This is a genomic window from Pareuzebyella sediminis (assembly GCF_008367235.1).
Classification (GTDB): Bacteria; Bacteroidota; Bacteroidia; order Flavobacteriales; family Flavobacteriaceae; genus Pareuzebyella; species Pareuzebyella sediminis.
In genome coordinates this window covers 297226-320834 of the sequence record NZ_VTZS01000006.1, presented here as the reverse complement: position 1 = coordinate 320834, position 23609 = coordinate 297226, and the positions used below count along the sequence as shown (strand labels likewise).

At 41.1% G+C, this 23609-nt stretch carries 23 protein-coding genes; 14 read left to right on the top strand and 9 right to left on the bottom strand.

The features are described from left to right. Positions 1–60 precede the first annotated feature (60 nt). From F2B13_RS19250 to pyrF, 9 genes are all read left to right on the top strand, one after another. Complete coding sequence (locus F2B13_RS19250) at positions 61–1239, top strand: AIR synthase related protein (protein WP_149304877.1); 1179 nt, start codon at positions 61–63, stop codon at positions 1237–1239. 48 nt (positions 1240–1287) lie between these two features. Further along, positions 1288–1731, top strand: a complete 444-nt coding sequence (locus tag F2B13_RS19245) for a QcrA and Rieske domain-containing protein (protein ID WP_149275124.1) — start codon at positions 1288–1290, stop codon at positions 1729–1731. 28 nt (positions 1732–1759) lie between these two features. Continuing rightward, positions 1760–2194 carry a thioredoxin family protein gene (locus tag F2B13_RS19240; protein ID WP_149304876.1) on the top strand — a complete coding sequence of 145 codons (435 nt, stop codon included), beginning with the start codon at positions 1760–1762 and terminating at the stop codon, positions 2192–2194. Next, positions 2191–3186, top strand: coding sequence for an FAD:protein FMN transferase (locus F2B13_RS19235; protein WP_232625269.1), 996 nt, complete (start codon positions 2191–2193; stop codon positions 3184–3186). Before F2B13_RS19240 ends, F2B13_RS19235 begins: the two co-directional genes overlap by 4 nt. Positions 3187–3259: 73 nt before the next feature. Next, positions 3260–4033 (top strand): DUF5995 family protein, encoded by a 774-nt coding sequence (locus tag F2B13_RS19230; protein ID WP_149304875.1) that lies wholly within the window; start codon positions 3260–3262, stop codon positions 4031–4033. A gap of 64 nt (positions 4034–4097) precedes the next feature. Further along, positions 4098–4304 carry a DUF4266 domain-containing protein gene (locus F2B13_RS19225; RefSeq protein WP_149304874.1) on the top strand — a complete coding sequence of 69 codons (207 nt, stop codon included), beginning with the start codon at positions 4098–4100 and terminating at the stop codon, positions 4302–4304. 28 nt (positions 4305–4332) lie between these two features. Next, positions 4333–5625 carry a DUF3570 domain-containing protein gene (locus F2B13_RS19220; RefSeq protein ID WP_149304873.1) on the top strand — a complete coding sequence of 431 codons (1293 nt, stop codon included), beginning with the start codon at positions 4333–4335 and terminating at the stop codon, positions 5623–5625. 77 nt (positions 5626–5702) lie between these two features. Then, positions 5703–6779, top strand: a complete 1077-nt coding sequence (prfA, locus tag F2B13_RS19215) for a peptide chain release factor 1 (protein WP_149275129.1) — start codon at positions 5703–5705, stop codon at positions 6777–6779. A 42-nt stretch (positions 6780–6821) separates the two neighbouring features. After that, positions 6822–7631, top strand: coding sequence for an orotidine-5'-phosphate decarboxylase (gene pyrF / locus F2B13_RS19210; protein WP_149275130.1), 810 nt, complete (start codon positions 6822–6824; stop codon positions 7629–7631). Positions 7632–7643: 12 nt separating this feature from the next. Here pyrF and F2B13_RS19205 read toward each other — a convergent pair whose 3' ends face one another. Beyond that, the gene (locus tag F2B13_RS19205; protein ID WP_232622952.1) at positions 7644–7898 is read right to left on the bottom strand and encodes a hypothetical protein; all 255 of its coding nucleotides are present in this window, start codon (positions 7896–7898) and stop codon (positions 7644–7646) included. A 311-nt stretch (positions 7899–8209) separates the two neighbouring features. Here F2B13_RS19205 and F2B13_RS19200 point away from each other — a divergent pair, with 311 nt between their 5' ends. Together F2B13_RS19200 and F2B13_RS19195 are read left to right on the top strand one after the other, a co-directional pair. Beyond that, complete coding sequence (locus F2B13_RS19200) at positions 8210–8995, top strand: alpha/beta fold hydrolase (protein ID WP_149304886.1); 786 nt, start codon at positions 8210–8212, stop codon at positions 8993–8995. Positions 8996–9022: 27 nt separating this feature from the next. After that, positions 9023–9526 (top strand): hypothetical protein, encoded by a 504-nt coding sequence (locus tag F2B13_RS19195; protein WP_149304872.1) that lies wholly within the window; start codon positions 9023–9025, stop codon positions 9524–9526. A gap of 298 nt (positions 9527–9824) precedes the next feature. On the opposite strand, the gene F2B13_RS19190 is transcribed toward F2B13_RS19195, so the two are convergent. The 8 genes from F2B13_RS19190 to F2B13_RS19155 all read right to left on the bottom strand — a co-directional run bounded on the left by F2B13_RS19190 (position 9825) and on the right by F2B13_RS19155 (position 20372). Continuing rightward, the gene (locus F2B13_RS19190) at positions 9825–10313 is read right to left on the bottom strand and encodes a lipid-binding protein (protein ID WP_149304871.1); all 489 of its coding nucleotides are present in this window, start codon (positions 10311–10313) and stop codon (positions 9825–9827) included. A 12-nt stretch (positions 10314–10325) separates the two neighbouring features. Further along, on the bottom strand, positions 10326–10958 hold the full coding sequence (locus tag F2B13_RS19185) for a DUF5011 domain-containing protein (protein WP_198440165.1): 633 nt from the start codon (positions 10956–10958) through the stop codon (positions 10326–10328). A 16-nt stretch (positions 10959–10974) separates the two neighbouring features. Next, complete coding sequence (locus tag F2B13_RS19180) at positions 10975–12504, bottom strand: SusD/RagB family nutrient-binding outer membrane lipoprotein (RefSeq protein WP_149304869.1); 1530 nt, start codon at positions 12502–12504, stop codon at positions 10975–10977. Positions 12505–12524: 20 nt separating this feature from the next. Next, a complete protein-coding gene (locus F2B13_RS19175; protein WP_149304868.1) occupies positions 12525–15710 on the bottom strand; it encodes a SusC/RagA family TonB-linked outer membrane protein in 3186 nt (1061 codons plus the stop codon). A gap of 642 nt (positions 15711–16352) precedes the next feature. Next, positions 16353–17855: a helix-turn-helix domain-containing protein gene (locus tag F2B13_RS19170; protein ID WP_149304867.1), complete on the bottom strand. Its 1503-nt coding sequence runs from the start codon at positions 17853–17855 to the stop codon at positions 16353–16355. 375 nt (positions 17856–18230) lie between these two features. After that, positions 18231–18935 carry a DUF4197 domain-containing protein gene (locus tag F2B13_RS19165; protein WP_149304866.1) on the bottom strand — a complete coding sequence of 235 codons (705 nt, stop codon included), beginning with the start codon at positions 18933–18935 and terminating at the stop codon, positions 18231–18233. Positions 18936–19025: 90 nt separating this feature from the next. Next, positions 19026–19877, bottom strand: a complete 852-nt coding sequence (gene purU, locus F2B13_RS19160; RefSeq protein WP_149275466.1) for a formyltetrahydrofolate deformylase — start codon at positions 19875–19877, stop codon at positions 19026–19028. Positions 19878–19958: 81 nt separating this feature from the next. Beyond that, the gene (locus tag F2B13_RS19155) at positions 19959–20372 is read right to left on the bottom strand and encodes a hypothetical protein (protein WP_149275138.1); all 414 of its coding nucleotides are present in this window, start codon (positions 20370–20372) and stop codon (positions 19959–19961) included. 122 nt (positions 20373–20494) lie between these two features. Between F2B13_RS19155 and F2B13_RS19150 the strand changes: the two genes are divergently transcribed. The 3 genes from F2B13_RS19150 to F2B13_RS19140 all read left to right on the top strand — a co-directional run bounded on the left by F2B13_RS19150 (position 20495) and on the right by F2B13_RS19140 (position 23515). Then, the gene (locus F2B13_RS19150) at positions 20495–20944 is read left to right on the top strand and encodes an Lrp/AsnC family transcriptional regulator (RefSeq protein WP_149304865.1); all 450 of its coding nucleotides are present in this window, start codon (positions 20495–20497) and stop codon (positions 20942–20944) included. A gap of 201 nt (positions 20945–21145) precedes the next feature. Next, the gene (locus F2B13_RS19145) at positions 21146–21970 is read left to right on the top strand and encodes a mechanosensitive ion channel family protein (RefSeq protein ID WP_149304864.1); all 825 of its coding nucleotides are present in this window, start codon (positions 21146–21148) and stop codon (positions 21968–21970) included. 132 nt (positions 21971–22102) lie between these two features. After that, positions 22103–23515 (top strand): alpha/beta hydrolase, encoded by a 1413-nt coding sequence (locus F2B13_RS19140; RefSeq protein WP_149304863.1) that lies wholly within the window; start codon positions 22103–22105, stop codon positions 23513–23515. The last annotated feature ends 94 nt before the right edge of the window (positions 23516–23609 follow it).

The following is a 23609-nucleotide window of genomic DNA, read 5'->3' as shown; positions in this document are numbered from 1 at the left end:
TATAGGGTCAGTCCGATTTTAGTAAAATGAATGGCTTATTTTTGCCGAAAATATCCACAAATGAGTTCGTCTGCGAGTGAAAGATATGGGAAAAGAGGGGTTTCAGCCTCCAAGGAAGATGTACATAATGCTATTAAAAATATTGACAAAGGTCTCTTTGCACAAGCATTTTGCAAAATCGTACCCGACTATTTAACGAATGACGATTCATATTGCTTGGTCATGCATGCCGATGGTGCAGGTACGAAATCTTCTTTGGCTTATATGTATTGGAAAGAGACGGGCGACTCTTCCGTTTGGAAGGGAATTGCACAAGATGCATTGGTCATGAATATCGATGATTTAATTTGTGTGGGCGCAACGGACAATATCATGCTTTCCTCGACCATCGGAAGGAACAAAAACTTGATTACCGGCGAAGTCATTTCAGCCATCATTAACGGTACCGAAGAACTTATAGACGATTTGGCATTACATGGCATAACCATCCATTCGACGGGGGGTGAGACCGCCGATGTGGGCGATTTGGTGCGTACCATTATTGTTGATTCCACCGTTACGGCACGCCTTAAAAGGACTGATGTTATCGATAATGCGAATATTCGGCATGGAGACGTTATTGTCGGTCTGGCCTCATTCGGGCAAGCTACCTACGAAAAAGAATATAACGGAGGTATGGGCAGTAATGGTCTGACCTCGGCAAGGCACGATGTTTTCGCCAAATATCTTTCGAAAAGGTATCCGGAAAGCTATGATGCCGCAGTACCCGATGAATTGGTATATTCTGGAGGTATGAAACTTACAGATACCGTAACTGAAAGCCCTTTGAATGCAGGCAAATTGGTGCTGTCGCCGACCCGAACCTATGCTCCTATTGTAAAGAAGATGCTAGATAAATATACGGCCGAAGATATTCACGGGATGGTGCACTGCAGTGGAGGTGCCCAAACCAAGATTCTACACTTTATAGAGAACTTGCATGTGACCAAAGATAATTTATTCCCTATCCCTCCTTTGTTCAAACTTATTCAAGAGCAATCGGGCACAGATTGGAAAGAAATGTACCAGGTCTTTAATTGCGGTCATCGATTAGAGATCTATACAAATCCTGAGGTAGCAGAAGATCTGATGGAAATCTCACGGTCTTTTGGCGTTGATGCCCGAATAGTAGGGCGTGTCGAGGCCAGTGATTCCAAAAAATTGACGATTCAAAGTGAGTTTGGCGAGTTCGAATATTAGCACATAATATTCGCTCAAATAAGACGTTTTCTTTGTATACCAATAGCTATGGAAAGAAAGCAATTCTTAAAAACACTAGGTGCAGGGGCGGCATTTGCCATTACCTTTCCCTGTCTAAATGGCTGTTCCAGTGAAAACGGAGATACAGCAGGTAATATACCAGTTCCTTCTGGAGTTGATTTTACGATTGATTTAACATCTTCCGATGCTGAAAAATTGGCTGAGAACGGTGGTTTTATTTTGAAGAATTCTGTGGTCGTGGTTCGAAATCTCGAAGGTGATTTTGTTGCTGCGAGCCAGGTTTGCAGTCATGAAGGTTATGATGAGGTGCGCTTCATACCTCAAGATGGCGGTATATTTTACTGTGATGTGCACGGCTCCCGCTTCGAACAGAATGGTAGCCCTTTGAATCAAGTAGATAGCAGTCCGGCGCGACCTTTAAAAATTTTCAAAACAGAACTTACAGATACGATTCTTCGAGTTTTTGAATGAATGGCATCACTTTTGCCTACTCAGAGTTATGAAGTATTATATAGCCCTTTTTATTATTTTCTCAACTACACTTCTTTCTGCTCAAAGCTGGCAGAAAAGTTTTGAAGAAGCCCTCGAAATTACAAAAGACGAAGACAAGGTTTTGATACTGGTATTCGCTGGGTCTGATTGGTGTGCACCTTGTATTAAGTTAGATAAAGACGTTTGGCAGTCCGATGAGTTCAAGGCGTATGCCGATAAGAACTTTGTATTGTACAAGGCTGATTTTCCACGAAAAAAGGCGAATCGTTTGAACGATGATGTTGCCGAAGAAAACGGAAAATTGGCCGAAAAATATAACCCAAAGGGTCATTTTCCATTGGTCGTCCTATTGAACAAGAAGGGTGAAGTGTTGGCTACAACGGGCTACAAAAAATTATCGGCGGAGGCGTATATCACCCATCTAAATGATCTTCTAAAGTGAGACAGGTGATTTCATTAATTTTTTGTTTTGTCCTTTTTTGGGGGTATGGCCAAGACCAGAACCTTGTGACGGTACACAAGACATTGAAATTGATGGGAACGCGTTTCGATATTACCGTTGTTGCGCAAAATGAAGATATCGGGTATATAAATATCGACGAGGCCACCGCAGAAATTCAACGTATCGAAAATTTGATTTCGGCATGGAACCCGGACTCGGAGACTTCCGAAATCAATAGAAATGCAGGCATCAAACCGGTTCAAGTAAGTCTTGAACTTTTTAAACTTATTGAAAGGGCCAAACAGATTTCAGAACTTACCGATGGGGCCTTTGATATTTCATATGCCTCAATGGATCAGATATGGAAATACGATGGATCGATGCAGTCGATTCCAACAGATGCCGAGATTGAGGCTTCCGTGGCCAACGTGGGATATCATAAAATAATTCTCGACGAGGACCAGCAGACCGTTTTCTTGGCAAAAAAGAACATGAAGATTGCTTTTGGCGCCATCGGAAAAGGATATGCCGCAGATAAGGCCAAAGAACTTTTGGTATCGAAACAGGTGGTTGCCGGAATAATCAACGCGGCAGGTGACTTGACGACTTGGGGTACAAAAGCTTCAGGTGAAAAGTGGCTCATCGGTATCGCGAATCCGTTGAGCAAAGACAGAATTTTTTCGTGGTTGCCCATTGTAGAATCTTCCGTGGCCACATCGGGTAATTATGAGAAGTTCGTCATTTTTAATGGTATTAGGTATTCGCATATCATAGATCCTAGAACGGGCTGGCCGTCATCTGGTATCAACAGTGTTTCCATTTTCGCCAAAAGTGCCGAGTTATGCGATGCCCTGGCCACTGCCGTCTATATTATGGGCAAAGATGCCGGTCTCTCATTAATCAATCAGCTTGGGGGTACCGAGGTCATTTTGGTCGATAGTGACAATAAAATTCATAAAAGTAGTGGCATACTGTTAGAAAAAGAGAATTGAAAATGTAAGGGAAAAGGTGCATAATTCATTGGATATGTCTAATTTATGGCTGTTTGAAAAATAAGCTGCCACCGTGACCCAACCTCAATCTATTCAAGAAGTTCTTGATCATTTGGATATAATTATCGATGATGCCATAGCCAACAACGATCGTGCTGGAATTTTCGCCTTTGTGTATCGAAGAACTACCGCCGAAATCCAAAAAGAAATACGGGCGGGCAGTTTTGAGGATGCGGATCGCCTCGAAAGAATGGATGTGGTGTTTGCGAATCTATATTTGAAAGCCTATCAGGCGTATCACGACCAAGAACAAGTAAGCGACGCTTGGAAATTTGCGTTTTCTAGCAACAAAGAACCTTTGACGATTTTACAGCACATCATGCTGGGAATGAATACCCACATTAATTTAGACTTGGCCATTGCGACAAGCTCTAGTATGAAAGGATATGAGATTTCGGAAATTGAGGGTGATTTTAATCACGTCAACGATGTGCTTTTCAATATTGTAAACGAGATGCAGGACAGGCTGGGCAAAGTCTCTCCATTACTGTTTTTACTGGATTGGGCAGGAAAGAATACGGATGAAAAGATTATTGACTTCAGTATGCGAAAGGCTAGACAGCAATCTTGGAACAGTGCCAACCTACTTTGGGCCTTAGAGAGTGAACAGGCTGTGGCCATTCAAAAAATAGATCGGTTGGTATTGAAGCTCGGTGCCATGATAAAAAGCCCCCGCTCAAAACTTTTAAGGTATATCTTGAAGGTCATAGGATGGTTCGACGAAAAAAATGTAGGAACGATTATATCTCGCTTAAAACAAGATGGAGAAGCGAAAATTAAAATTTAATCTTGAGGAACCGCAAAATATAATGCGGCTATTTCAGTTCAATAGTAAAATGTACCTTTAGCCCATGAGAATTTTATTATTTCTTCTTATCGCCATTTTCGCTACCTCATGTGTAGCTGTTAAGGAATATGAAAAAGTGTATGTCAATGATGATGAAATGCAATTATCGGCAAAGGCTTCGGAACGTTTTGAGACGAACTTTCATGTTTACCGAGAGGCGGCTTCCGGCGCGAATGGGGGCAAATCCGGAGGTGGCTGTGGCTGTAATTAACTGGAAATAGGGGGTTTTGAGTACTAAAATGAAACGCATCACATTGAGAAAGACCTTTCAAGTTATTTTTTTCCTCAGTTTTTGGATGGGCTTGGCCCAAGAGGATACTTCCTATAAAAAAAGAGTGTTAGAGGCCGCTGAAGTTGATTTGCTCTTTAGTTACTACGGCCAAGATGGTGCCAACGCAGCAGTTACCGGTGGGGAGGGTACCGAGAAGTTAAATGATGCCACATCTAGTATTATAGTTAAAATACCCTTGAATGCAGATGATGTACTGACCGCTGATATCGGAATCTCTGCCTATACTTCCGCTTCATCGAGCAATGTGAATCCATTTGATGGTGATGCCAACCGAGCGGTAAGTCCGTTTAGTGCTTCCTCCGGAGCCTCGAAGCAAGACGTCTTGGTGCATTTCAATCCGTCTTACCAGCATACCTCCGAAAATAGAAATTCGGTATGGTCGGCAAATGGGTATGTCTCTTCTGAATATGACTATTTTTCCTTGGGCTTGGGAGGAGGTTATATCGGGTTGTTTAATGAAAAAAACACGGAATTTTCAGTAAGTGCCAAGGTCTATTTCGACACGTGGAACCCCCAGTATCCTATAGAACTGAGAGATGGGTTTTTCGATTCTCGAATCGTCGGGGGGGGTACATACACCCCTGACTTTGTCCCTTTTTCAAATGAAAAACGAAATACCTACGCCCTTTCTTTAGGACTTTCCCAAATTCTTGGGAAAAAAATTCAGGGAGCGATATTCATGGACGTTGTCTTGCAGAACGGTTTGTTAAGCACTCCATTTCAGAGGGTCTACTTTGGTGATACTTCTGCTTTTTTTATCGAAGAATTTCAATTGGCCGATGATGTCGAACGGCTGCCAGACCATCGCTTTAAGATACCATTTGGGGCCCGCTTGAACTATTACTTGTCCGACACCTTTATTTTACGAAGCTATTACCGGTTCTATTATGATGATTGGGGAATTACATCACATACGGCGAGCTTGGAAGTACCCGTTCAATTGAACGATTCCTTTACACTCTACCCGTTGTACCGGTTCTATACACAGCGCGCGGCGGACTATTTTTTCGAAAAAGAAGGAGCAATTTCGCTATATGATTTTTATACGTCAGATTACGATCTCTCGAAATACAGTTCACATCAATACGGTATCGGCATTCGTTATAGTGACATCTTCACCCGTGCCAAAGTGTTGGGTTTTGGGTTGAAAACCCTCGATTTACGCTTGAATACCTACAATAGAAATACGGGCCTAAATGCCTTTATCATGACTTTGGGCACTACCTTTGTTGCAGATTAGAGGAAAGTATCCGTTGGTACGGATATCATTAAATGTACAAATTTATCGTAAATTCGCTCCTTAAGTGAAGAAAGACTATGTTAGATAAACTCAACATTGTAAAACAACGGTTCGATGAGGTCTCCGACCTGATTATCCAGCCGGATATTATCGCCGATCAGAAGCGGTATGTTGAATTGACGAAGGAATACTCCGATCTAAAGGATCTGGTAGCAAAGCGCGATCAGTATATTGAGGTGACCGATAATTTAAGGGAGGCGGAAGAGATTATAGCAGACGGGAGCGATACCGAAATGCTCGAAATGGCAAAAATGCAATATGAAGAAGCCAAGACCCAACTGCCCAATCTTGAGGAAGAGATAAAGATGATGCTCATTCCTAAAGATCCCGAAGATGCCAAAGATGTCGTCGTTGAGATTCGTGCCGGTACGGGAGGGGACGAAGCTAGTATTTTTGCAGGTGACCTTTTCCGTATGTATACCAAATATTGCGAATCAAAGGGCTGGAAGACCAATGTCATCGACCTTAGTGAAGGTACAAGTGGGGGGTACAAAGAAATTCAATTCGAGGTCAATGGGCAAGATGTGTACGGTACCTTGAAGTTTGAGGCCGGTGTCCATCGGGTACAGCGGGTACCCCAAACGGAAACCCAAGGTCGGGTACATACCAGCGCCGCTACGGTTATGGTGCTTCCCGAGGCTGAAGATTTTGACGTACAGATAGACCCCAAAGATGTGCGTATTGATTATTTCTGTTCGTCAGGGCCTGGGGGACAATCGGTAAATACCACGTATTCGGCGGTGCGGTTGACACACGTTCCTACAGGGTTGGTGGCTCAGTGTCAAGACCAAAAATCACAGCATAAGAACAAAGAAAAGGCCTTTAGGGTTTTGCGCTCTCGTCTATATGACCTGGAGCTGGCAAAAAAGCAGGAAGAAGATGCGGCCAAAAGAAATTCACAGGTAAGTAGCGGAGACCGCTCTGCGAAAATTAGAACCTACAATTATCCTCAGGGCCGAGTGACGGACCATCGTATAGGATTGACCCTTTATGACCTTCAGAATATTATTGACGGTGACATACAAAAAATCATCGATGAGTTAAGTCTGGTCGAGAATACCGAAAAATTAAAAGAAGCTTCCGAAATCTTTTAACCACGATCCACGGTAATCGAACAAAAACCTCAAGCCAAAATTTTGGAATTAAAACAGCTTATTTCGCAGATATATCAAAAGAAATCATTTTTATGTATCGGTCTTGATACCGATATGGAGAAAATACCGGCGCACCTGCTGGAGCTTGAAGACCCTATCTTTGCTTTCAATAAAGCGATAATCGATGCGACACATCATTTATGTGTGGCCTACAAGCCCAATACTGCCTTTTATGAAACGTACGGAACCAAGGGTTGGCAGTCTTTGAAAAAAACTATTGAATACCTCAACGATACCTACCCTGAAATTTTTACAATAGCAGATGCCAAACGGGGCGATATCGGCAATACGTCTACAAGGTATGCCAAGGCATTTTTTGAAGAAATGAATTTTGATTCGATTACCATTGCCCCGTATATGGGGCGTGATTCGGTAGAACCTTTTTTAGCTTTCAAAAACAAGCACACCATTTTACTGGCATTGACATCTAATAAAGGAGCGTTTGATTTTCAAACTAAAATTGTCGACGGAAAGGAACTCTATAAGGAGGTGCTTGAGACTTCAAAAACATATAAGAATTCTGAAAATTTAATGTACGTGATAGGAGCTACCAAAGCCGATTTCTTGAAGGAGATAAGAAAAATAGTGCCGGATAGCTTTTTATTGGTGCCTGGGGTCGGGGCGCAAGGAGGGAGCTTAAAGGAGGTTTGCGAATATGGTATGACCCGAAATATTGGGTTACTTATAAATTCTTCAAGAGGAATCATTTATGCCTCTAACAAAAAAGATTTTGCGGCGCAGGCCGCTAAAGAAGCTGAGAAGCTACAAAATCAGATGGCTTCGTTTATGTAATTGAGGAAGTGTTTACTTCATCATATTCTCTAATATTCTATTGATTTTTTGAGCTTTATGTTCAAAAAACTCCACCAATTTGGCATCGGTATACTCTAAGCTGCTAGCCTTTTCCAAGAAGTTTTTGTATTGGTATTCCAATAGCGCTATAGCATTTCTATTGGCAGCAATAGGGGTAACACTTCCTACTTTACAATATTGATTTTCCATAGTCTTACAAATGATTCTTTCAAATATACGGCGTAATACTACTTTTGGATCTTTCAATTCGTCGTATTTGATTAAAAATCGGTTCTATTGATGATTTTTTAACAGTGGGATGACACTTGAAATGGAAATGACTCGGTTTTTTTGTTAAAAATCAGCTTTTTATCCATTCAAGCCCAAGTTGGGCCTTTCGACACTTTACTGCGAACTACTATGCTGACCTTCAATTTAATAGGTGTTATCTTACGTTTTACGGCCTGTGTATTCAATATATACGTTAAAGCGATGTTATTTTCTATTTGGATTAAAAATGAATCGAAAGATTTAATACATTGCAAGGTTTCCTATTGGGAAGAATTTACGAGAACATTTTGCTTAATTACACCACTTATTTACACCAAGAATCAAGCACTTGGGTGACCTTTATACATGGCGCCGGAGGAAGTTCTTCTATATGGTACAAGCAAGTTCGCGAGTTCAAGACTCATTTTAATGTTTTGTTGCTCGATTTGAGGGGACACGGTGATTCACAACCCGGTATACGCGATGCATTCAATTCAAAATATACGTTTGACTATATTACCGAAGATATCGTCGAGGTTCTCGATCATCTTCATATAGAAAAATCACATTTTGTGGGGATTTCGCTGGGTACGGTGCTTATACGAAACCTCGCCGAGCGGCACCCTAATAGAGTAGTAAGTATGGTTATGGGAGGTGCTATTATTCGCTTAGACCTTCGTTTTAGAATGTTGATGGTCTTTGGAAATATGTTTAAATCCATGGTGCCCTACATATGGCTTTATAAGCTTTTTACATTTGCCATAATGCCCGATAGCAACCATAAAGAATCTCGCTTGTTGTTCGTAAGGGAAGCGAAGAAATTATACCAGAAAGAATTTATACGATGGTACCGCATGGGATCGCAGATAGGTCCTTTATTACGACTTTTTAGAACGGCAGATATAAAGATTCCGACCCTCTATGTAATGGGAGGGGAAGATTATCTCTTTCTTTCCTCGGTGAAAAAAATGGTTAAAAAACAGAGTCTATCTAGTTTGTTGACTATTGAACAATGCGGTCACGTGGTCAACGTGGAACAACCTGATTTCTTCAACAAATTTGTAATCGGGTACGTGTCAAGTTTCAAGAACTAGTATCTTTCGCTAGGTTTTAGACACATTATGAAAAAGCTGATTGTTATATTATTTATGACCTACGGGGCCATTGCATTCAGTCAGAAGGATGCCTGTGTTTGCTGCTCCGATGCTTATCATTCATTTGATTTTTGGGTGGGTACCTGGACGGTGACTGATTCCAACGGGAACCTTGTCGGAAAAAATACGATTGAAAAGGTGGAAGGTGGTTGTGCGCTTAGGGAAAGGTGGATCTCCTCTAATGGAAAATCTACAGGTACCAGTCTTAATTTCTACAATGGTGAAAATGAACAATGGGAACAGCTTTGGATCGATAACTCTGGAGGTCATCTAAAATTAAGTGGTAATAGAAAGGGGAATCAGATGATATTATCCTCAGAAGAAAAAAGTACGCCAGAAGACCAAATCGTTAAGAATCGAATAACCTGGACGTTGAACGATAACGGAACGGTACGCCAGCAATGGGAGGTATTGGAGGAAGGGCAGGTTATTACGGTGTTATTCGACGGGCTGTATCATAAAATAGAATAGTACAATACCTATGATTTCCCGCTAAATGTAAAATGCAACCCTGAATTTATTTTGATAGCTAATTCAAATAATGTACCCTAAAAAATGAGACTGAAGATTTTTTTAGAAGTATTTTCAGGGTTGCTTTACAGGTATTAAGTTGATTATTTTTATGTAAAGTAAGGCAATATTCTACGTAAGACAGGAAGCACTTATCAACATTTACTTTTCCGACGGATATTTACTCAGGCTTTCCTTATAAGATGCTAACGGTTTCGAACGACTATATATTGTCAGAACTAATAGCACCATTGTTGTTTTAATGCTCATCTTCCAATAGCCCATTTCGTTTGTATCCTATCATGGTGTAGACGGTTCCAGGGTCATCGGAAAACTCTGCATCGAAAGCGATGCGGTCGGCAGTATTCCCACCGGTCGTGGTAGCCCCGTCTTCTACAATAGTTCCATTAGAGATGTCTACCGATACCACATACCCATCGACATCACTGTTCAAGTCGTCGCCTGAAAAGGTCAAATCGCTTAGGTTGATCGGACTTTTAACCTTAAAGTCCCATATGTTCCCATGATCATCGATCCATATTTCTGTTCCGTCGTTGGCTGAGGTATTATAGGTCGAGATTCGCGCATAATCGGCGACCAAGGTTTCACCAACGAAAGTTTGTACGAACCAATCGCCCGACATGGCGACGACCATTGTGGCCCCGGGATCGGGATCTCCTCCCTCATCACAAGAAATAAAAAGGTGTATAGTGCCAAGCAAAAGAAATATTCTGATTACTTTTTTCATATGATTCTATTTTTATTGTCTCTCGAATACCCTGGTAAAAGTGCCATAAAAAGCACTTGCATTTAAGTCCCAAGTGAAGTTATTATTATCTACTAATACGCCATCAAGACTTTCTACACTTATGCCGGAAGCCGATGCATTTTCTTGATAGGGGATATAGAGCAGGTCGTCGTCAACATTATAGAAAGTTACCATTAGTTGATTTTCTCCTTCCACACCTCCTGCATTGTTATGGGTATATTCACGATCCGAAATCTTTACGATAGTGGCGGGACTACCATTGGTTCTTGCCCAACTCCCGCTTAGATCAAACGCACTGGGTTCGGTGTCCAGAACCACCACCACCCGTCTGGCAGATGCGGCAAAACCGTCCACATTGATAGTTTCATAGGTTAGGGTATATACGCCAGGTGTCGAAGTGTCAACGGTTCCGCTAGTCGTATATTCGGCAGGGGTTCCGGCAATTTCAGAGGTGGCACCCGGATCGGTATAGGGTTCGCCAACATTGATTACCGTCGTTCTGTTGCCTATAATTTCTACGGTCGCATAATTAGTGACAAGACTGACATCGTTCGTTTCTTCACCATCACATGCAATATTGAAGGCTAGACCAAGAAACGACAGTGCTATGCATAGTTTTTTCATTCTTTTTAATTTTACATTAATCATTCCACCAAATAGGAACCGTAATTGCTACAATTGCCGGTGCATTCGAATTTCTTGAGATTTCCGTATTCGGATAGACCAATCTTTGGGGAAAAACCCCTCCTGTCAACCCTTCTACCGAATAGGCCCATTCGCCCGCCACATAGTTTTCATCGGATTGTGGTACTGGAGAAATTTCAGGATAGCCTGTTCTATGTTGCTCGAAAAAAGATTCATAGCCTTGATCGGGATAGCAAGAAATCCATTTTTGTACGATGATGTTTTCCAATTTTTCCTCAAAAGTACCCGTACTCGGATATTCGTACGCCCCTCCAGGAGCTATGAAGACGGAACTGTCGTAGGGTTCTGAAAAGACCCAGGTCTGGCTGGCCTCTGCCTTTGAATTATCATAGAAATTCGGACTTTTTTCAAAGGCTGCCCGAACACCGGCGTCGTAGAGTTCTTTGGCACCGGCCCCCCCATTATATCGTTCCATAGCCTCGGCCTGCATAAAGTAGCTTTGGGCCGCACTGATGAAATACACGGGAGATAATGGGCTAATGTCGGCCAAGGAAATGGTTGCCGGAGGTGCCAAACTATTGTAATCGCCTTGATCTAATGGTCCAAGAGGGTCTCCAGCGGTATCTTCCGTTTGGTAAAAAGCCTCTAATCTTGGATCCATATTTTCACTCAAGAATGACCACATGGTGGTACTTGCCCTTAAATTGTTCTGGGTATTCAATTGTCGCCTGTCGCTTTCATAGAGCGGATTACTAAGACTGGCTTCATCTATGAAAACATCACCTCCTAGCCCTATACCGGCATCCACTGTCAAAAATGGGGCGTTGGAATTGATCATGGCAGTAATTCCGGTAGCCGCAATATCGGGTCTGGCTTCGGTCTGTCTTAGAAATATTTTGAGCTTCAGGGTATTGGCGAATTCAATCCAATGGGCCATATTTCCTCCAAAAATGAAGTCATCGCTGCCGGGGGCAGGTAAGGATGAAGATTCTAAATTACGGCTTAGGGCATCATTGAGTTCTACAATCATCAAATCGTAGATTTCTTCCCCAGTATTAAAATGAGGGGTAAAGTTGGTCGGATCATTTGCTTCTTCATAAGGAATGTCCCCATAAAAGTCCGTTAAAATCTGGAAGGTGTAGTTTTCTAGACAGGTAGCGATAAGATAGTAGTTCCAATTTTCCCTTTCCAACGCAATTTTTTTTGCATTCCTTATATCACTCAAGGCATCGTAACTATTTGACCAGGCCCTTTCATAATCATTAGTGCCCACCGTATAGTTATCAACGTTCCTGTATTGGCTTGAAGAAAGACTTTGCGACCAGAATTGTGACCAGACCCCTCCGACAAACGAAATAGATGACGCATGGGCACCTGCCACGCCAATGATGCCGGCCGCGATTTCCGAAGATATAGCCACTCCCTCAGGGTCCAGCAGATCGGGGTCCCTATTGATATCCAATTGTTGCTCGCAAGAAACCAAAAAGGTCATTAGCACGAGAAAGCGAAGTATAATTTTCATCATTATCTGATTTTTAGGTATTGTTAAAAGGAAACTTTAAATGCGAATCCGTACGTACGTTGGGTCGGATTTCCTGCGAATTCCCCAAATTCACTGGCCAGATCATCGCCGAAGGTAGATACTTCGGGGTCTATGTAGGGGTTGCTTTTCGGTGTCCATAGGGCCAAATTTTTCCCGTATACGCTGAACGAGGCGGCACTCACTCCCAATTTTTCCACAAAATCTCTTGGAATAGTATAGGTTAAGGACATATCCCGAAGTCGGACAAAAGTCTTGTCTATAACGTGGGATTCTTCAATGCTTCCATTATTTGAGGAACTATAGAAGCCGGTGACGTTGATATAATCAATAGGGGTCACATTTTCAGAATACGTTCCATCGCCATTGTCATTGACCGAATTCGGTACGATGAACGGGGATCTTTCATTGTAGATGGTCGGAATTGAATTTCCTGTAAAACCTAACAATCGGGCGGTGTAAGAGTACATTTCGCCGCCTTGTTTCCAATCGAGGCTGGCCGCCAAGGTTAGGTTTTTGTATCGCAAGGAATTCTTGAGTCCCATAATGAAATCGCGCTGGGAGGTACCGATTTCTTGTTCGGTATCAGTTTGTACAGGAATACCGGATGCGGGGTCGACAATGATTTGTCCATCTGGAGTGGTAGAGGCGACCCTGGTTTTATACACCCCTAATGGTCTTCCTTTTTCGGCATAGAAGTTTACGGCAAATGCACTATTGATCAGTATTTCCGAAAGACCCTCGGCTATGTCGGTCACTTCATTTTCATTTTTAGTAAACGTATAGTTGAGATTCCAAGAGAAATTTTCGGTTTGCACGGGTACTATCCCCAAACTCAACTCAATACCCTTGTTATTCAGGTCGATAAAGTTTCCAGTGGTCGACAGGTAACCTGTACTTCGGGCCAAAGGTCGATTAATGATTACTCCTTCGGTATCTTTATTATAGTAGGCGGCATCTATATTTACCCGTCGGTTGAATAGGTCGATTTCGGCACCAAATTCATATTCCCTGGTGATTTCGGGTTTTAGGTCGGGGTTTCCTAGAATTCCACTCAGTTCAAAAGCATTTTGACCTGCAATGGGAAAGTTGATTTGGCCAAAATCGAATAGTACTCCGGCTTGTATCAAGGTATTGGCCGTGGCATATGGCCCCGTATCTTTAGCGACCTTTGCGTAGGAGGCCCTTAGTTTAGCGAAAGTGTTATCATTTTCAATAACTACCCCACTCAGCGCTACCGATGGGTAGAAGTACGAATTGGCATCGACGGGTAAGGTAGAAGACCAGTCATTTCGTCCTGTGAGGGTTAAAAATACCCTATCCTTATATCCCACTTCAGCCGAACCGAAGAGGCCATAAATTCTGCGTTTAGTGTCGGATTGGGTAGCGACCTGACGGCCAGCTGTATTGGTAAGCTCATAGAAATTGGGAACACTTAGGTCGGTAATGGAGACACTAAGAAAGTTCGTTGAAATTTCGTTGTAGGCAGCACCCAAGGTTGCATTAAAGGAGAAATCATTAAAAAAAACGGAATTGTAATCGAGGGTCACAAAAGAATCATATTCCTTTCTATCATTTTTACCTTCGGTCACACCGCCGGCATTGTTGGTGGCACCATCAATGGCATTTGGTGAACCTGGGGTGTAGGTGATAATCGCTCCATAGCTTTTGAGGGTATTGTTGCTAATATCCGCACCGACTTGCGCCGTAAGTACCAGATTGGGAAGAAGGTCGTAAGCCAAATTGACATTACCGAAAAATCGATTGGTCTCAAAAAATGTTTTGTTCTCGTTGATGGTCCACCATGGATTTCTCGAATAAGGGGTATAAAAATTGTCGTTTGTATTAAAGGGATTGTTTTCATAATCCCTTAAATCCAAAATACTGATATCTCGAGGTATTTGAATGATTTCTTGTACGAGGTTCTCACCTTCGCCGGCATTATCGCTCTGGCCGGTGTTTACTATATTTTGGTCTCGGGTAATGTAATTGGCGACGGTTCGTGCCCTAAAGCGCTTTCCCTTGATTCCCGCAGTGAGGTTAAAAACTTTTCGGTTGAAGGCATCCGTCTCCGTAGGTATAACCCCGTCGCTGTTAGTATCTGTAAATATTAAGGAATAGTTGGTTATTTCGCCTCCCCCGCTCAAACGCACGGAATTGGTGAAGGCGGTTCCGACCTCAAAGAAGTCTTTTACATTATCTTCTAAGGCCACATAGGGCTTGATTTGCTGGGCATTGTCAACAATATTTCCCCATGTTCTTATTTTGCCATCGAAAGGGGCACCCCATGAGCCATTTTCATTACTGGCATCGGTTCCCCTTGAATAGCTTTGTCCTGCCCACCCTTGGCCAAAATCGTTCTGATAATTGGGTAGCCGTCCGACCTCTGAGAAGTCCGTTGCCGTCGAGATATCGACGCGTAGTTTTTGACCTTCAAGTCCTCTTTTTGTGGTGATGATGATAGCCCCGTTGGAAGCCCTTGACCCATAAATAGCTGCAGCCGCTGCACCTTTTAAAACAGTCATACTTGCAATATTGTTAGGGTCTATATCATTAAGCCCGTTACCGGCATCATACGTACGGGTGGCATCCGTGCTGAGATTATTGGGGTTGCTTCCTCTATTGTTGGCATTGCTTATCGGTGATCCGTCTACGATATACAACGGAGAATTGGACCCCAGTGAACTAAACCCCCTTAAAATGACTTTGGCCGATGCTCCTGGTTGCGCGGGAACAGTAATATCAACGCCCGCTACCTTTCCTGAAAGGGATTCGAAGGGATTGGTATTCGTTACCTCGGTTAGATCTTTTGCAGTTACCGATACAGTGGCATAGCCTAATGATTTCTTCTGTTTCGTTTTTCCGAAAGCGGTGACTACGACTTCCTCAAGGGCCTGTGCATCCTGCTCCATTTGCACATTAAGAGTGTTGGAGCTGTTTATAGTACGCTGCTCCGTTTTTTGGCCTAAATACGAAAAAACCAAAACCTCACCTTCAGAAGCTTGAATGGTATAGTTTCCGTCAAAATCGGATTGTACACCTCTTGTCGTATTTTTTACTAGAATGCTTACACCGGGTAGTGGTATACCGTCTTGATCAATAATGGTGCCGGTCACCGTTTTTTCCTGTGCATGGGAAAAGGAAATCCCCATTATAAGCAGGATAAGCACTTGAGTGCAAAAGTTTTTCATGCGTAGCGTTTTTATACGTTAATTGTGGATAAACGAAGAAGTGCCCAAGTGGCCGACATTCAAGATATACTTATCTTGTATGGGCTAAAAAATGTGTTTTGAGGCTTTTCTTTACAAGAATTTTAAAAGTAGCCGTCTCGCTGCTACTTAATTATTTTTCATTAGTCCCGATGCAAAGAAACGGGCTCTAAACAAGATTTCAGGAAACTCTTATAAACGTTTACTATCCCGATAAATGCTTACCCTTTCTTTACAATTCGTAGGAAACCACGCTCATCATATAGAACATTGCAGTATTGTTAGTGCGTAGTTATGAAGTAGGTATTCTTAAAAGATCCATCCGCACTATCATAAGAATGATAACAAATTTTAAGCCTAATAGACGAGGAATGGATTTAAGGTAGGGTGAATAAAAGTTTGTAAAAGCAGCCCTGGGGATGGTATGAATGACTAATTCGAAAATGCTCAATAAGAAAACTTCAACTATTTGGAAGTCTAAGCACCCAAGGCTGCAATTAAAGTGATGATCGATGAACAATCAAAGAAAATAGCTTTTTACCAATTACGGGTGAAGGCCTATCAAAATTTACCATTCCGACAGAGTCTTACGATAAATTTATAGAGCTAAGGTCGCTGGCGTACTTAGGAGGAGACAACTTTCTTTTGATATTGGCTGGGTGTAAGCTTGGTATCCTTTTTGAAGGCTTTGTTGAAAGTTACTTTGTTGTTGTAACCTACTTCATAGGCGATATCGATGATATTCAAATTGTTTTTACGGTCCTTGCATAACATAGATTTGGCCTCTTCAATTCGGTACTTATTGACAAGTTCATGAAAGTTCATATCGAAATGTTCATTGATGACCTGAGATGCATTGTGTCTGGTAGTATTCAATCGCTCGGCTATCATTTCTAGGCATATATCGTTCTCTTTGTAAATTTTATCTATATCGAAAAGTTTCCTTAGATTTTCCATAAGCTCTTTTGAGAGACTTTCGGTGAGCCCTGATTTTTCGTATTTAAAAAGAACTTGGTTGTTGAGCGAAAATACACCACTGAAAACATCGGGCTGAACACTGGCAAAATACCCTATATATAAAACCATTAAGGCCATACAGATTACTTGTGAATGAAATAGCGCTAGACCATTGCTAATAAAAATACAATAAAGCAGGTACGAGGCGATATACATGAAATGGATATAATATAGATTTCTTTGCCAAAGTGCCGTTTGTTTGGATAGTTCCCCACTTTTTTTGCTTTTTACGTATAGCCTTCGAATAAAATAGCCATAGCCTATCAATGAAGTCAGTTTTAAGGCAGTAACTGCGAAATTGGCCATTGAAAAACCCTCTTCCACATCCCGAAAAAGCAAAGCCAGTTTTTCTTCGGCATCAAGTAAGTAAATTGGGATGAGATATACAGAGAGTAAAATAGTGGGTACCAAGTGTAATAGGTCAATCCTTTTGAAAAAGTACTCTTGGGTGGTTCTTTTAAAATAAAAGTAAAGAAGCGGGCCATATAAAAGGGAAAAAATAGTGGACATCATGTACGAATGTGGGAATACATATTCATAGTTCGTGATGGATACGCAGATGTGTAGAATGAAGAAAGAGTGTATGAAAATGAACAAACTGATCAACGTTCGGGCTATACGATCGATTTTTTTATTGAAGTTGATTACGATAGCGATGTAAAACCCGATCAAGGATACATAGAAATAGATAAGGGACCAAACGTCAAAAGATGGGTCGTATTTTTTGTAGAGGGTGTTAAAAGCTTTGGTTTCGCGTACAGAGTCAAACCTTTCATCCTGTAAGATTACCGGATCAAATTCAAAATGTAGCGATCGTTCAATATAGTCTACACACGCATCGATATGGTCAAGCGCGGCATGACTTAAGGCAATTTTTTTTAGTACAGGAGCCTTGATCTCGGTATGCGTCTTCAGTACTAAATCGTATGCCTTTATAGCATCGGCATACTTATGTTCAAGATAAAAACTATCGGCTTTTTTAAGCAAGTTCCTATACTCTTGCGAATCTAGCCAAACCTCATGACCCTCGGGATCAATAGGAATATGTATGGCAGATATCGAAAGGGTATAAAAAAATAGAAGCGCGATTAGATTTATGGGACTACCCATAATGTGATGATTGATGAATTAGCTTGGTTTAAATTAAGAAATAATGGAGAGCGAGGTCTTAAAAAAATCTTAAAAGAGGTAAACGCCGATAATAGTTTACTCCATTTTTTGGCTGAAGAGAATATTTTTTGAGCGGATTTATACAGGGTATGTACTATGAATAAAATGTGGATGAGTAATATTTTGACAAAAAAAAACCGGTGCTCCCACCGGTTTTTAAACTAACTAACTCAAAAATAGTACTTGCTCTAATTTTCTGTTCTTAAAATCAATTGCATCGGACTGTAATCCGGATCACAAGAATTTGAGAACATCGCTCATATTTTTAACGGCTTAATTTTCAAGTTATTGTTGCAAAGCATAATTTTTTGAAATTTAGTCTTGAAGCCTAAAAACACGCCTAAGAAGATCGGTAGTTCGGGCGGAGATATTGGTGCGAATATCTTTTTCTTCAATAGCTATCATAGTGTAGACACCTTTAAGAGCTTCTTGGGTAACGTAATCCGTTAAATCAGGATTTACATTTTTAGTGAGCGGAATACTATTATACCTTGTAATAAGATTTTTCCAAATTTGATCTGCCCCGACTTTTTGGAACGATTTTTTTATAACTGGATTGAACTTGTTATAAAGATCGGTACGCGTTTTTACTGTCAAATACTGGGTGGCGGCATCATCTTCGCCGAGCAGTATAGTTTTGGCATCGGTGAAGGTAATATCTTTGACCGCATTGATAAAAACAGGGGTGGCTTCACCTACAGCATCTTCTGCAGCGCGATTGAGCACCTTCAGACCTTCATCGGCAAGGTTACCTAGCCCAATGTCCCTAAGTGTTTTATCTACTTTTTGTAACTCTTCGGGAAGTACTATTTTAACCATTTCGTTTTTAAAGAAACCATCTTCTTTAGTGAGTTTGCTCACTTGCTCGTCAATGCCCTTGTCAAGCGCTTCTCGAAGTGCGGTCGCAATTTGTGTGCTACCGATTTCCGATCCGTCCTGAGGTAATTGGTTGACTACCTGTTGCAGTTCTCCACATGAAATGAATTGAAATACCATAATAAAGGCGATTGCTTTTTTCATAAATATTGTTTGGAAGTAGGGTTAAACTAACGTTTTGAAATTCGGGTGTTTAATATCATACTGAAATAGGCAGCGCTATGAGGCTTTTTATCAAGAGAAAATAACGGTTTTATTATTATATACCATTGTTTTTCGTTGAACGTGAAGTTGTACAGCTCTCGCCAGTACTATTTTTTCAAGGTCACGGCCTTTGGCAATGAAATCTTTAATGCGGTGCGAATGTGTTACCGTGGTAACGTCTTGTTCGATTATAGGGCCGGCATCGAGCTCTTCGGTCACGTAGTGACTTGTGGCGCCGATAATCTTTACACCCCTCTTGAAAGCCGCATGATAGGGCTTTGCTCCGGCAAAAGCAGGTAGAAAGGAATGGTGAATATTTATTATTTTATTGGTGTAGTGATCAATGATTTTAGGACTAACAATTTGCATGTATCTTGCCAAAACGATAAAATCAATATTGTTTTCCTTTAAAAGAGCCAACTGGGCATTTTCAGCTTCATCCTTATTTTTTTTACTGACGGGAATATGACAAAAGGGAACCTCAAACTGATCGGCAATGGGTTTGAGATCCTCATGGTTGCTTACAACGAAAGGGATGTCGACTTCCAGTTCACCAGACCTAAAACGGCTTAACAAATCGTAGAGGCAATGGTTATACTTCGAAACAAATAGCGCCATTTTGGGGAGTATACCATCTTCATGAATACTCCATTCCATACCGTATGGATCGGCCAATTCTAATTGAAACTTTTCTTTAAATGAAGCCAAAGTGAAATTACCGGCATCAAAATCACTTACCAAACGCATGAAAAATACGTTCGCTTCTTTATCGACATGTTGATCAAGGTAAATAATGTTTCCCCTTTGCCGATGAATAAAGCCGGTAACAGCACTTATTATTCCAGATTGATCGGGGCAATGGATGAGTATGGTGGCTTTCAAAGTAGTTATTTTAGCGTTCAAAATTAGAACTTTATAACAAAAAACGCACTACTTTATTGTAATCAAGAATAGAAACGGAATTTAGTTCCAGTAATTACCTCCGCCATCAGGAAAAGAGCGACGCCATTTTATGAAAGATTTGCGAAAGCTTTTTATTTCTTTACGTAAGAGATTAAGGTATTCTTTTTCTTTCACCCCGTCTTTTTCAAGCCCTGTACAATACGAATTTATATTCCGTATCATAATATTGATGTAGGTTGCACTCTTTAGACGTTCGCTATGGGAACCGGAAGATTCTGCCGAGGCTATCTTTTGGGGGATGAGTATCGAATCGGTCAAAAGCGAATCAGCAATAGCATCTCTAAGACTGTTGGACTGATAAAGCTTAAGTAAGTCTTTGTTAAAAGTAACGTAGGAAGCTATTTCCCTGCTCATTCGGCAGAGTTCAAGCGCTTTTCTATATACCGGAAGGGCACCTAGGTTATTATAAGACATTTTTCTTTTCCAAAAAACATTAGTTATATAAAGTTACGTGGTGTTCGCCATTATTTACTTTCGAATCCAAGGCAAATTGTTATATTTACTATAGATAGTAATTTTTTTAAACCATTTTAAGATTGAAAGTAAAAATTGACGAATTAAACTGGAAAATACTCCAATGCATTCAAAATAATGCGAGGGAAACCTTTGCGGAAATCGGGAGAAAAGTGGGGCTAACACCACCTGCGGTGGCCGAACGAATAAAGAAAATGGAAGATATGGGAATTATTGAAGGGTATAAGGCAAAAGTCTCGCATGCCAGGGCCGGTTATCAGCTGAGGGCCATTATTACATTAAGGGCATTTATGGGTAAATTAAAGCCCTTTTTGGAAACGGTCAAGTCTTTTGACGAGGTCATCAATTGCTACCGCATCACTGGAAATGAGAATATAATCATGGAAGTAATTCTCAAAGACCAGTTTCATCTTGAAGGTTTTATCGACAAACTAATTCAATATGGGGAGACACGTACGCACATCATTTTATCTAATGTCATATCGAATGCCCCGATCTTGAAGGAAGGCTAAAGGAAATAAATTTAGGTTATACCCGATGGTGGGCATTGTGTTGCATAGTATTTGAAACCCAAATTTCGTTTCTTCCCAGTAGCGGAACGACAGAGACCAGTATTGATTTGACTAAAGTTGAACAGCTGTTTTTTAGTAAGAAAAAGTGTATTAAATTATTCCTACTATTTTTTGAAACCCTCAATTTATTAAATTTAGCCTATGGAATGGGAAAAACTTAATGAATACCTGCAAATTGCGATTGATAAAGCGGTATTTTATTTGCCTCGTATCATACTGGCAGGTCTTATCTTTTGGATCGGTTTCAAGGTTGCCGAAAAGGTGGTAGGTGTTATTAAAAAAGCCCTGGAGAAAACGGGTTTTTCGGAAACTATTCGTCCCTTTCTCTCCTCCACCGCTGGTATTATCCTGAAGGGAACCGTGCTTTTTATCATCGCAACGATCTTAGGTGCGGATCTTACCGGCTTATTCGCTATTCTTGCTGCTGCAGCCTTCGCTATCGGAATGGCGTTACAAGGAAGTTTAGGAAATTTTGCTTCAGGTATATTGATCCTTACGTTAAAACCTTATAAGATTGGGGATTGGATCGATGTTGGGGATAAATTCGGTAAGGTGGTCGAAATAGGAATTTTCAGTACCGATGTACTTACGCCGGGCAACAAGATATTGATTATTCCGAATTCAATGGTTACCGAATCGGTCGTAACCAATTATTCGGAGAAGGGTATGATACGCCTTGAACTTGAAATAAGCATGCCCTATAGTGAAAGTTTTCCCAAGGTGCAACGAATTTTACTAGATGCCTTAAAAGAAGTTTCTAATATTTTGGAAGACCCAGCACCGGAGGTAGGGATACTGACCTTCGATAGCCACAACATTGTAATTACTGTACGACCTTATGTAGAACCAGATGATTTTTGGGAAGTTACTTTTAATGCTCATACGGCTATAAAAAGGGCTTTTAATACTCATAATATTGAAATAGCGTACTCCGAAGGTGTTGAGTTCGGCCGAATTGGAGATTGAGACGTTTATCAGTAGATCAATGTTTAAAAAAATGAATGATGCAACTACCTTGTATTGTAGTTGCTTTGCCCTGAGTTTCTTTTGTACTGGGAATAGCTGTTTTTTGGCTAGATTTTTGATGATTTAAAAGCTATGAAAAGAATTTTTACCGTGCTGGCCGTTGGTATAGCCCTTTCCGTATCAGGCCAGCAAATGACTTTAAAAAAGGGTTTGATTATCGATTCCCTTCCTGTAAACGATTCTATTTCAGAGACATTTTCGTTGTATCTGCCTACTAATTTTGAAGTTTCAAAAGTTTGGCCGGTGCTTTTTGTTTTTGACATGCAGGGAAGGGGCAAGCAGGCCTTGAGTATGTTTGCAAAGGCGGCCGAAGAGCAGGGCTATGTGCTGGCTTCTTCCAATAATCTTCAAGACTCTGTACCGTTATCGAAAAATTTATTGGTAACGAGTCGAATGTTCGATGCGGTCTTTTCTCTCATACCGATACATAAGAAGAGAATATATACGGGAGGCTTTTCGCATGGTGGTCGATTTTCGACGCTGGTGCCGACCTTTGTGAACAGTATAGCCGGAGTTTTGGCTTGTGGGGCCACCTTGGGAAATATTGATGTGCTAAGCAGTAGAAATCCCTTTCATTTTGTGGGTATAGTCGGTAACTCAGACTATAACTACCCTCAAGTATTGGTCGCGAAAAAAGTACTTGATCGAATGAAATTTCCGAACGAAGTACTGATTTTCGAAGGAGGGCAGACCTGGCCTCCTCCTGTGGATATCTCCAATGCCCTGGAGGTTTTCACGCTAGAGGCCATGGCGCGGGGCCATATTCCCAAAGATTCTATGTTCGTTCAAAACAAGTATCAAAAAGATTTAGCGTATGTTAATGAGTTATATACCAACAACATGCCTTTGCTTGCGGATAACCTTCTGGGGGAAATGCTCGAGATCTATAGGCCATTCAAGGATACCGATTCTATAAAGGACAGTAGAAAGACCTTAAGAAAAAGTAGGTTGTTCAAGACACGTAGCCGAGAGCAGAATGCTCTTTTTTTTAAAGAAGAGCTTATTAAAGAAGACTATGAGTATTATTTAGAGGAAGACGTAATTACCTATAATTACAATAACTTGGGATGGTGGAACTATCAGATGGAAGAACTACAAAAGTTTCAGAAAAGCCCAAATATTTTGCAACAGCAAATGGGGAGGCGTTTAGAGGGATATATCAAGGCCCTAGTGGCCGATAATATTGATGCGATTAAGGCAACAGCACCCCAAGATACCGAAGCTCTGAATTTTCTTTGGATGCTCAATACCATTATTGATCCGCAGGCCTACGAAAATTATCTGAAAATTATTTCGTATAACGCTAAAATTGATGATTACGGTACCGCACTCTTTTATCTCGAAGAACTTTTAAAAAATGGGTACGCCGATAGATTGAAACTATATAACCTTGAGGATACGGCCTTGTTAAGAATTACGCCTGAGTTTAATGAAATTGTTGAAAAATACCTTGAAAAGGCGAGATACGATATTATTGAAGAATAGCTCCAGGTGCTTCGGATAACTTTGGAAAAAACCGTTCTTTTTGTAGGCGGGTATTCCGCTGTAGGTGATTATTTGGTACTTCCATCGTATTTTT

Excerpts from the sequence above, each read along its gene's own strand:
- F2B13_RS19165 (WP_149304866.1), bottom strand. The coding sequence starts at position 18,935 with ATGAAAAAAGCAATCGCCTTTATTATGGTATTTCAATTCATTTCATGT.
- F2B13_RS19245 (WP_149275124.1), top strand. The coding sequence starts at position 1,288 with ATGGAAAGAAAGCAATTCTTAAAAACACTAGGTGCAGGGGCGGCATTT.
- F2B13_RS19185 (WP_198440165.1), bottom strand. The coding sequence starts at position 10,958 with ATGAAAAAACTATGCATAGCACTGTCGTTTCTTGGTCTAGCCTTCAAT.
- F2B13_RS19175 (WP_149304868.1), bottom strand. The coding sequence starts at position 15,710 with ATGAAAAACTTTTGCACTCAAGTGCTTATCCTGCTTATAATGGGGATT.
- F2B13_RS19155 (WP_149275138.1), bottom strand. The coding sequence starts at position 20,372 with ATGTCTTATAATAACCTAGGTGCCCTTCCGGTATATAGAAAAGCGCTT.
- prfA (WP_149275129.1), top strand. The coding sequence starts at position 5,703 with ATGTTAGATAAACTCAACATTGTAAAACAACGGTTCGATGAGGTCTCC.
- F2B13_RS19220 (WP_149304873.1), top strand. The coding sequence starts at position 4,333 with ATGAAACGCATCACATTGAGAAAGACCTTTCAAGTTATTTTTTTCCTC.
- F2B13_RS19140 (WP_149304863.1), top strand. The coding sequence starts at position 22,103 with ATGAAAAGAATTTTTACCGTGCTGGCCGTTGGTATAGCCCTTTCCGTA.
- F2B13_RS19145 (WP_149304864.1), top strand. The coding sequence starts at position 21,146 with ATGGAATGGGAAAAACTTAATGAATACCTGCAAATTGCGATTGATAAA.
- F2B13_RS19180 (WP_149304869.1), bottom strand. The coding sequence starts at position 12,504 with ATGATGAAAATTATACTTCGCTTTCTCGTGCTAATGACCTTTTTGGTT.
- F2B13_RS19195 (WP_149304872.1), top strand. The coding sequence starts at position 9,023 with ATGAAAAAGCTGATTGTTATATTATTTATGACCTACGGGGCCATTGCA.
- F2B13_RS19225 (WP_149304874.1), top strand. The coding sequence starts at position 4,098 with ATGAGAATTTTATTATTTCTTCTTATCGCCATTTTCGCTACCTCATGT.
- F2B13_RS19170 (WP_149304867.1), bottom strand. The coding sequence starts at position 17,855 with ATGGGTAGTCCCATAAATCTAATCGCGCTTCTATTTTTTTATACCCTT.
- F2B13_RS19190 (WP_149304871.1), bottom strand. The coding sequence starts at position 10,313 with ATGAAAAAAGTAATCAGAATATTTCTTTTGCTTGGCACTATACACCTT.
- F2B13_RS19240 (WP_149304876.1), top strand. The coding sequence starts at position 1,760 with ATGAAGTATTATATAGCCCTTTTTATTATTTTCTCAACTACACTTCTT.
- F2B13_RS19250 (WP_149304877.1), top strand. The coding sequence starts at position 61 with ATGAGTTCGTCTGCGAGTGAAAGATATGGGAAAAGAGGGGTTTCAGCC.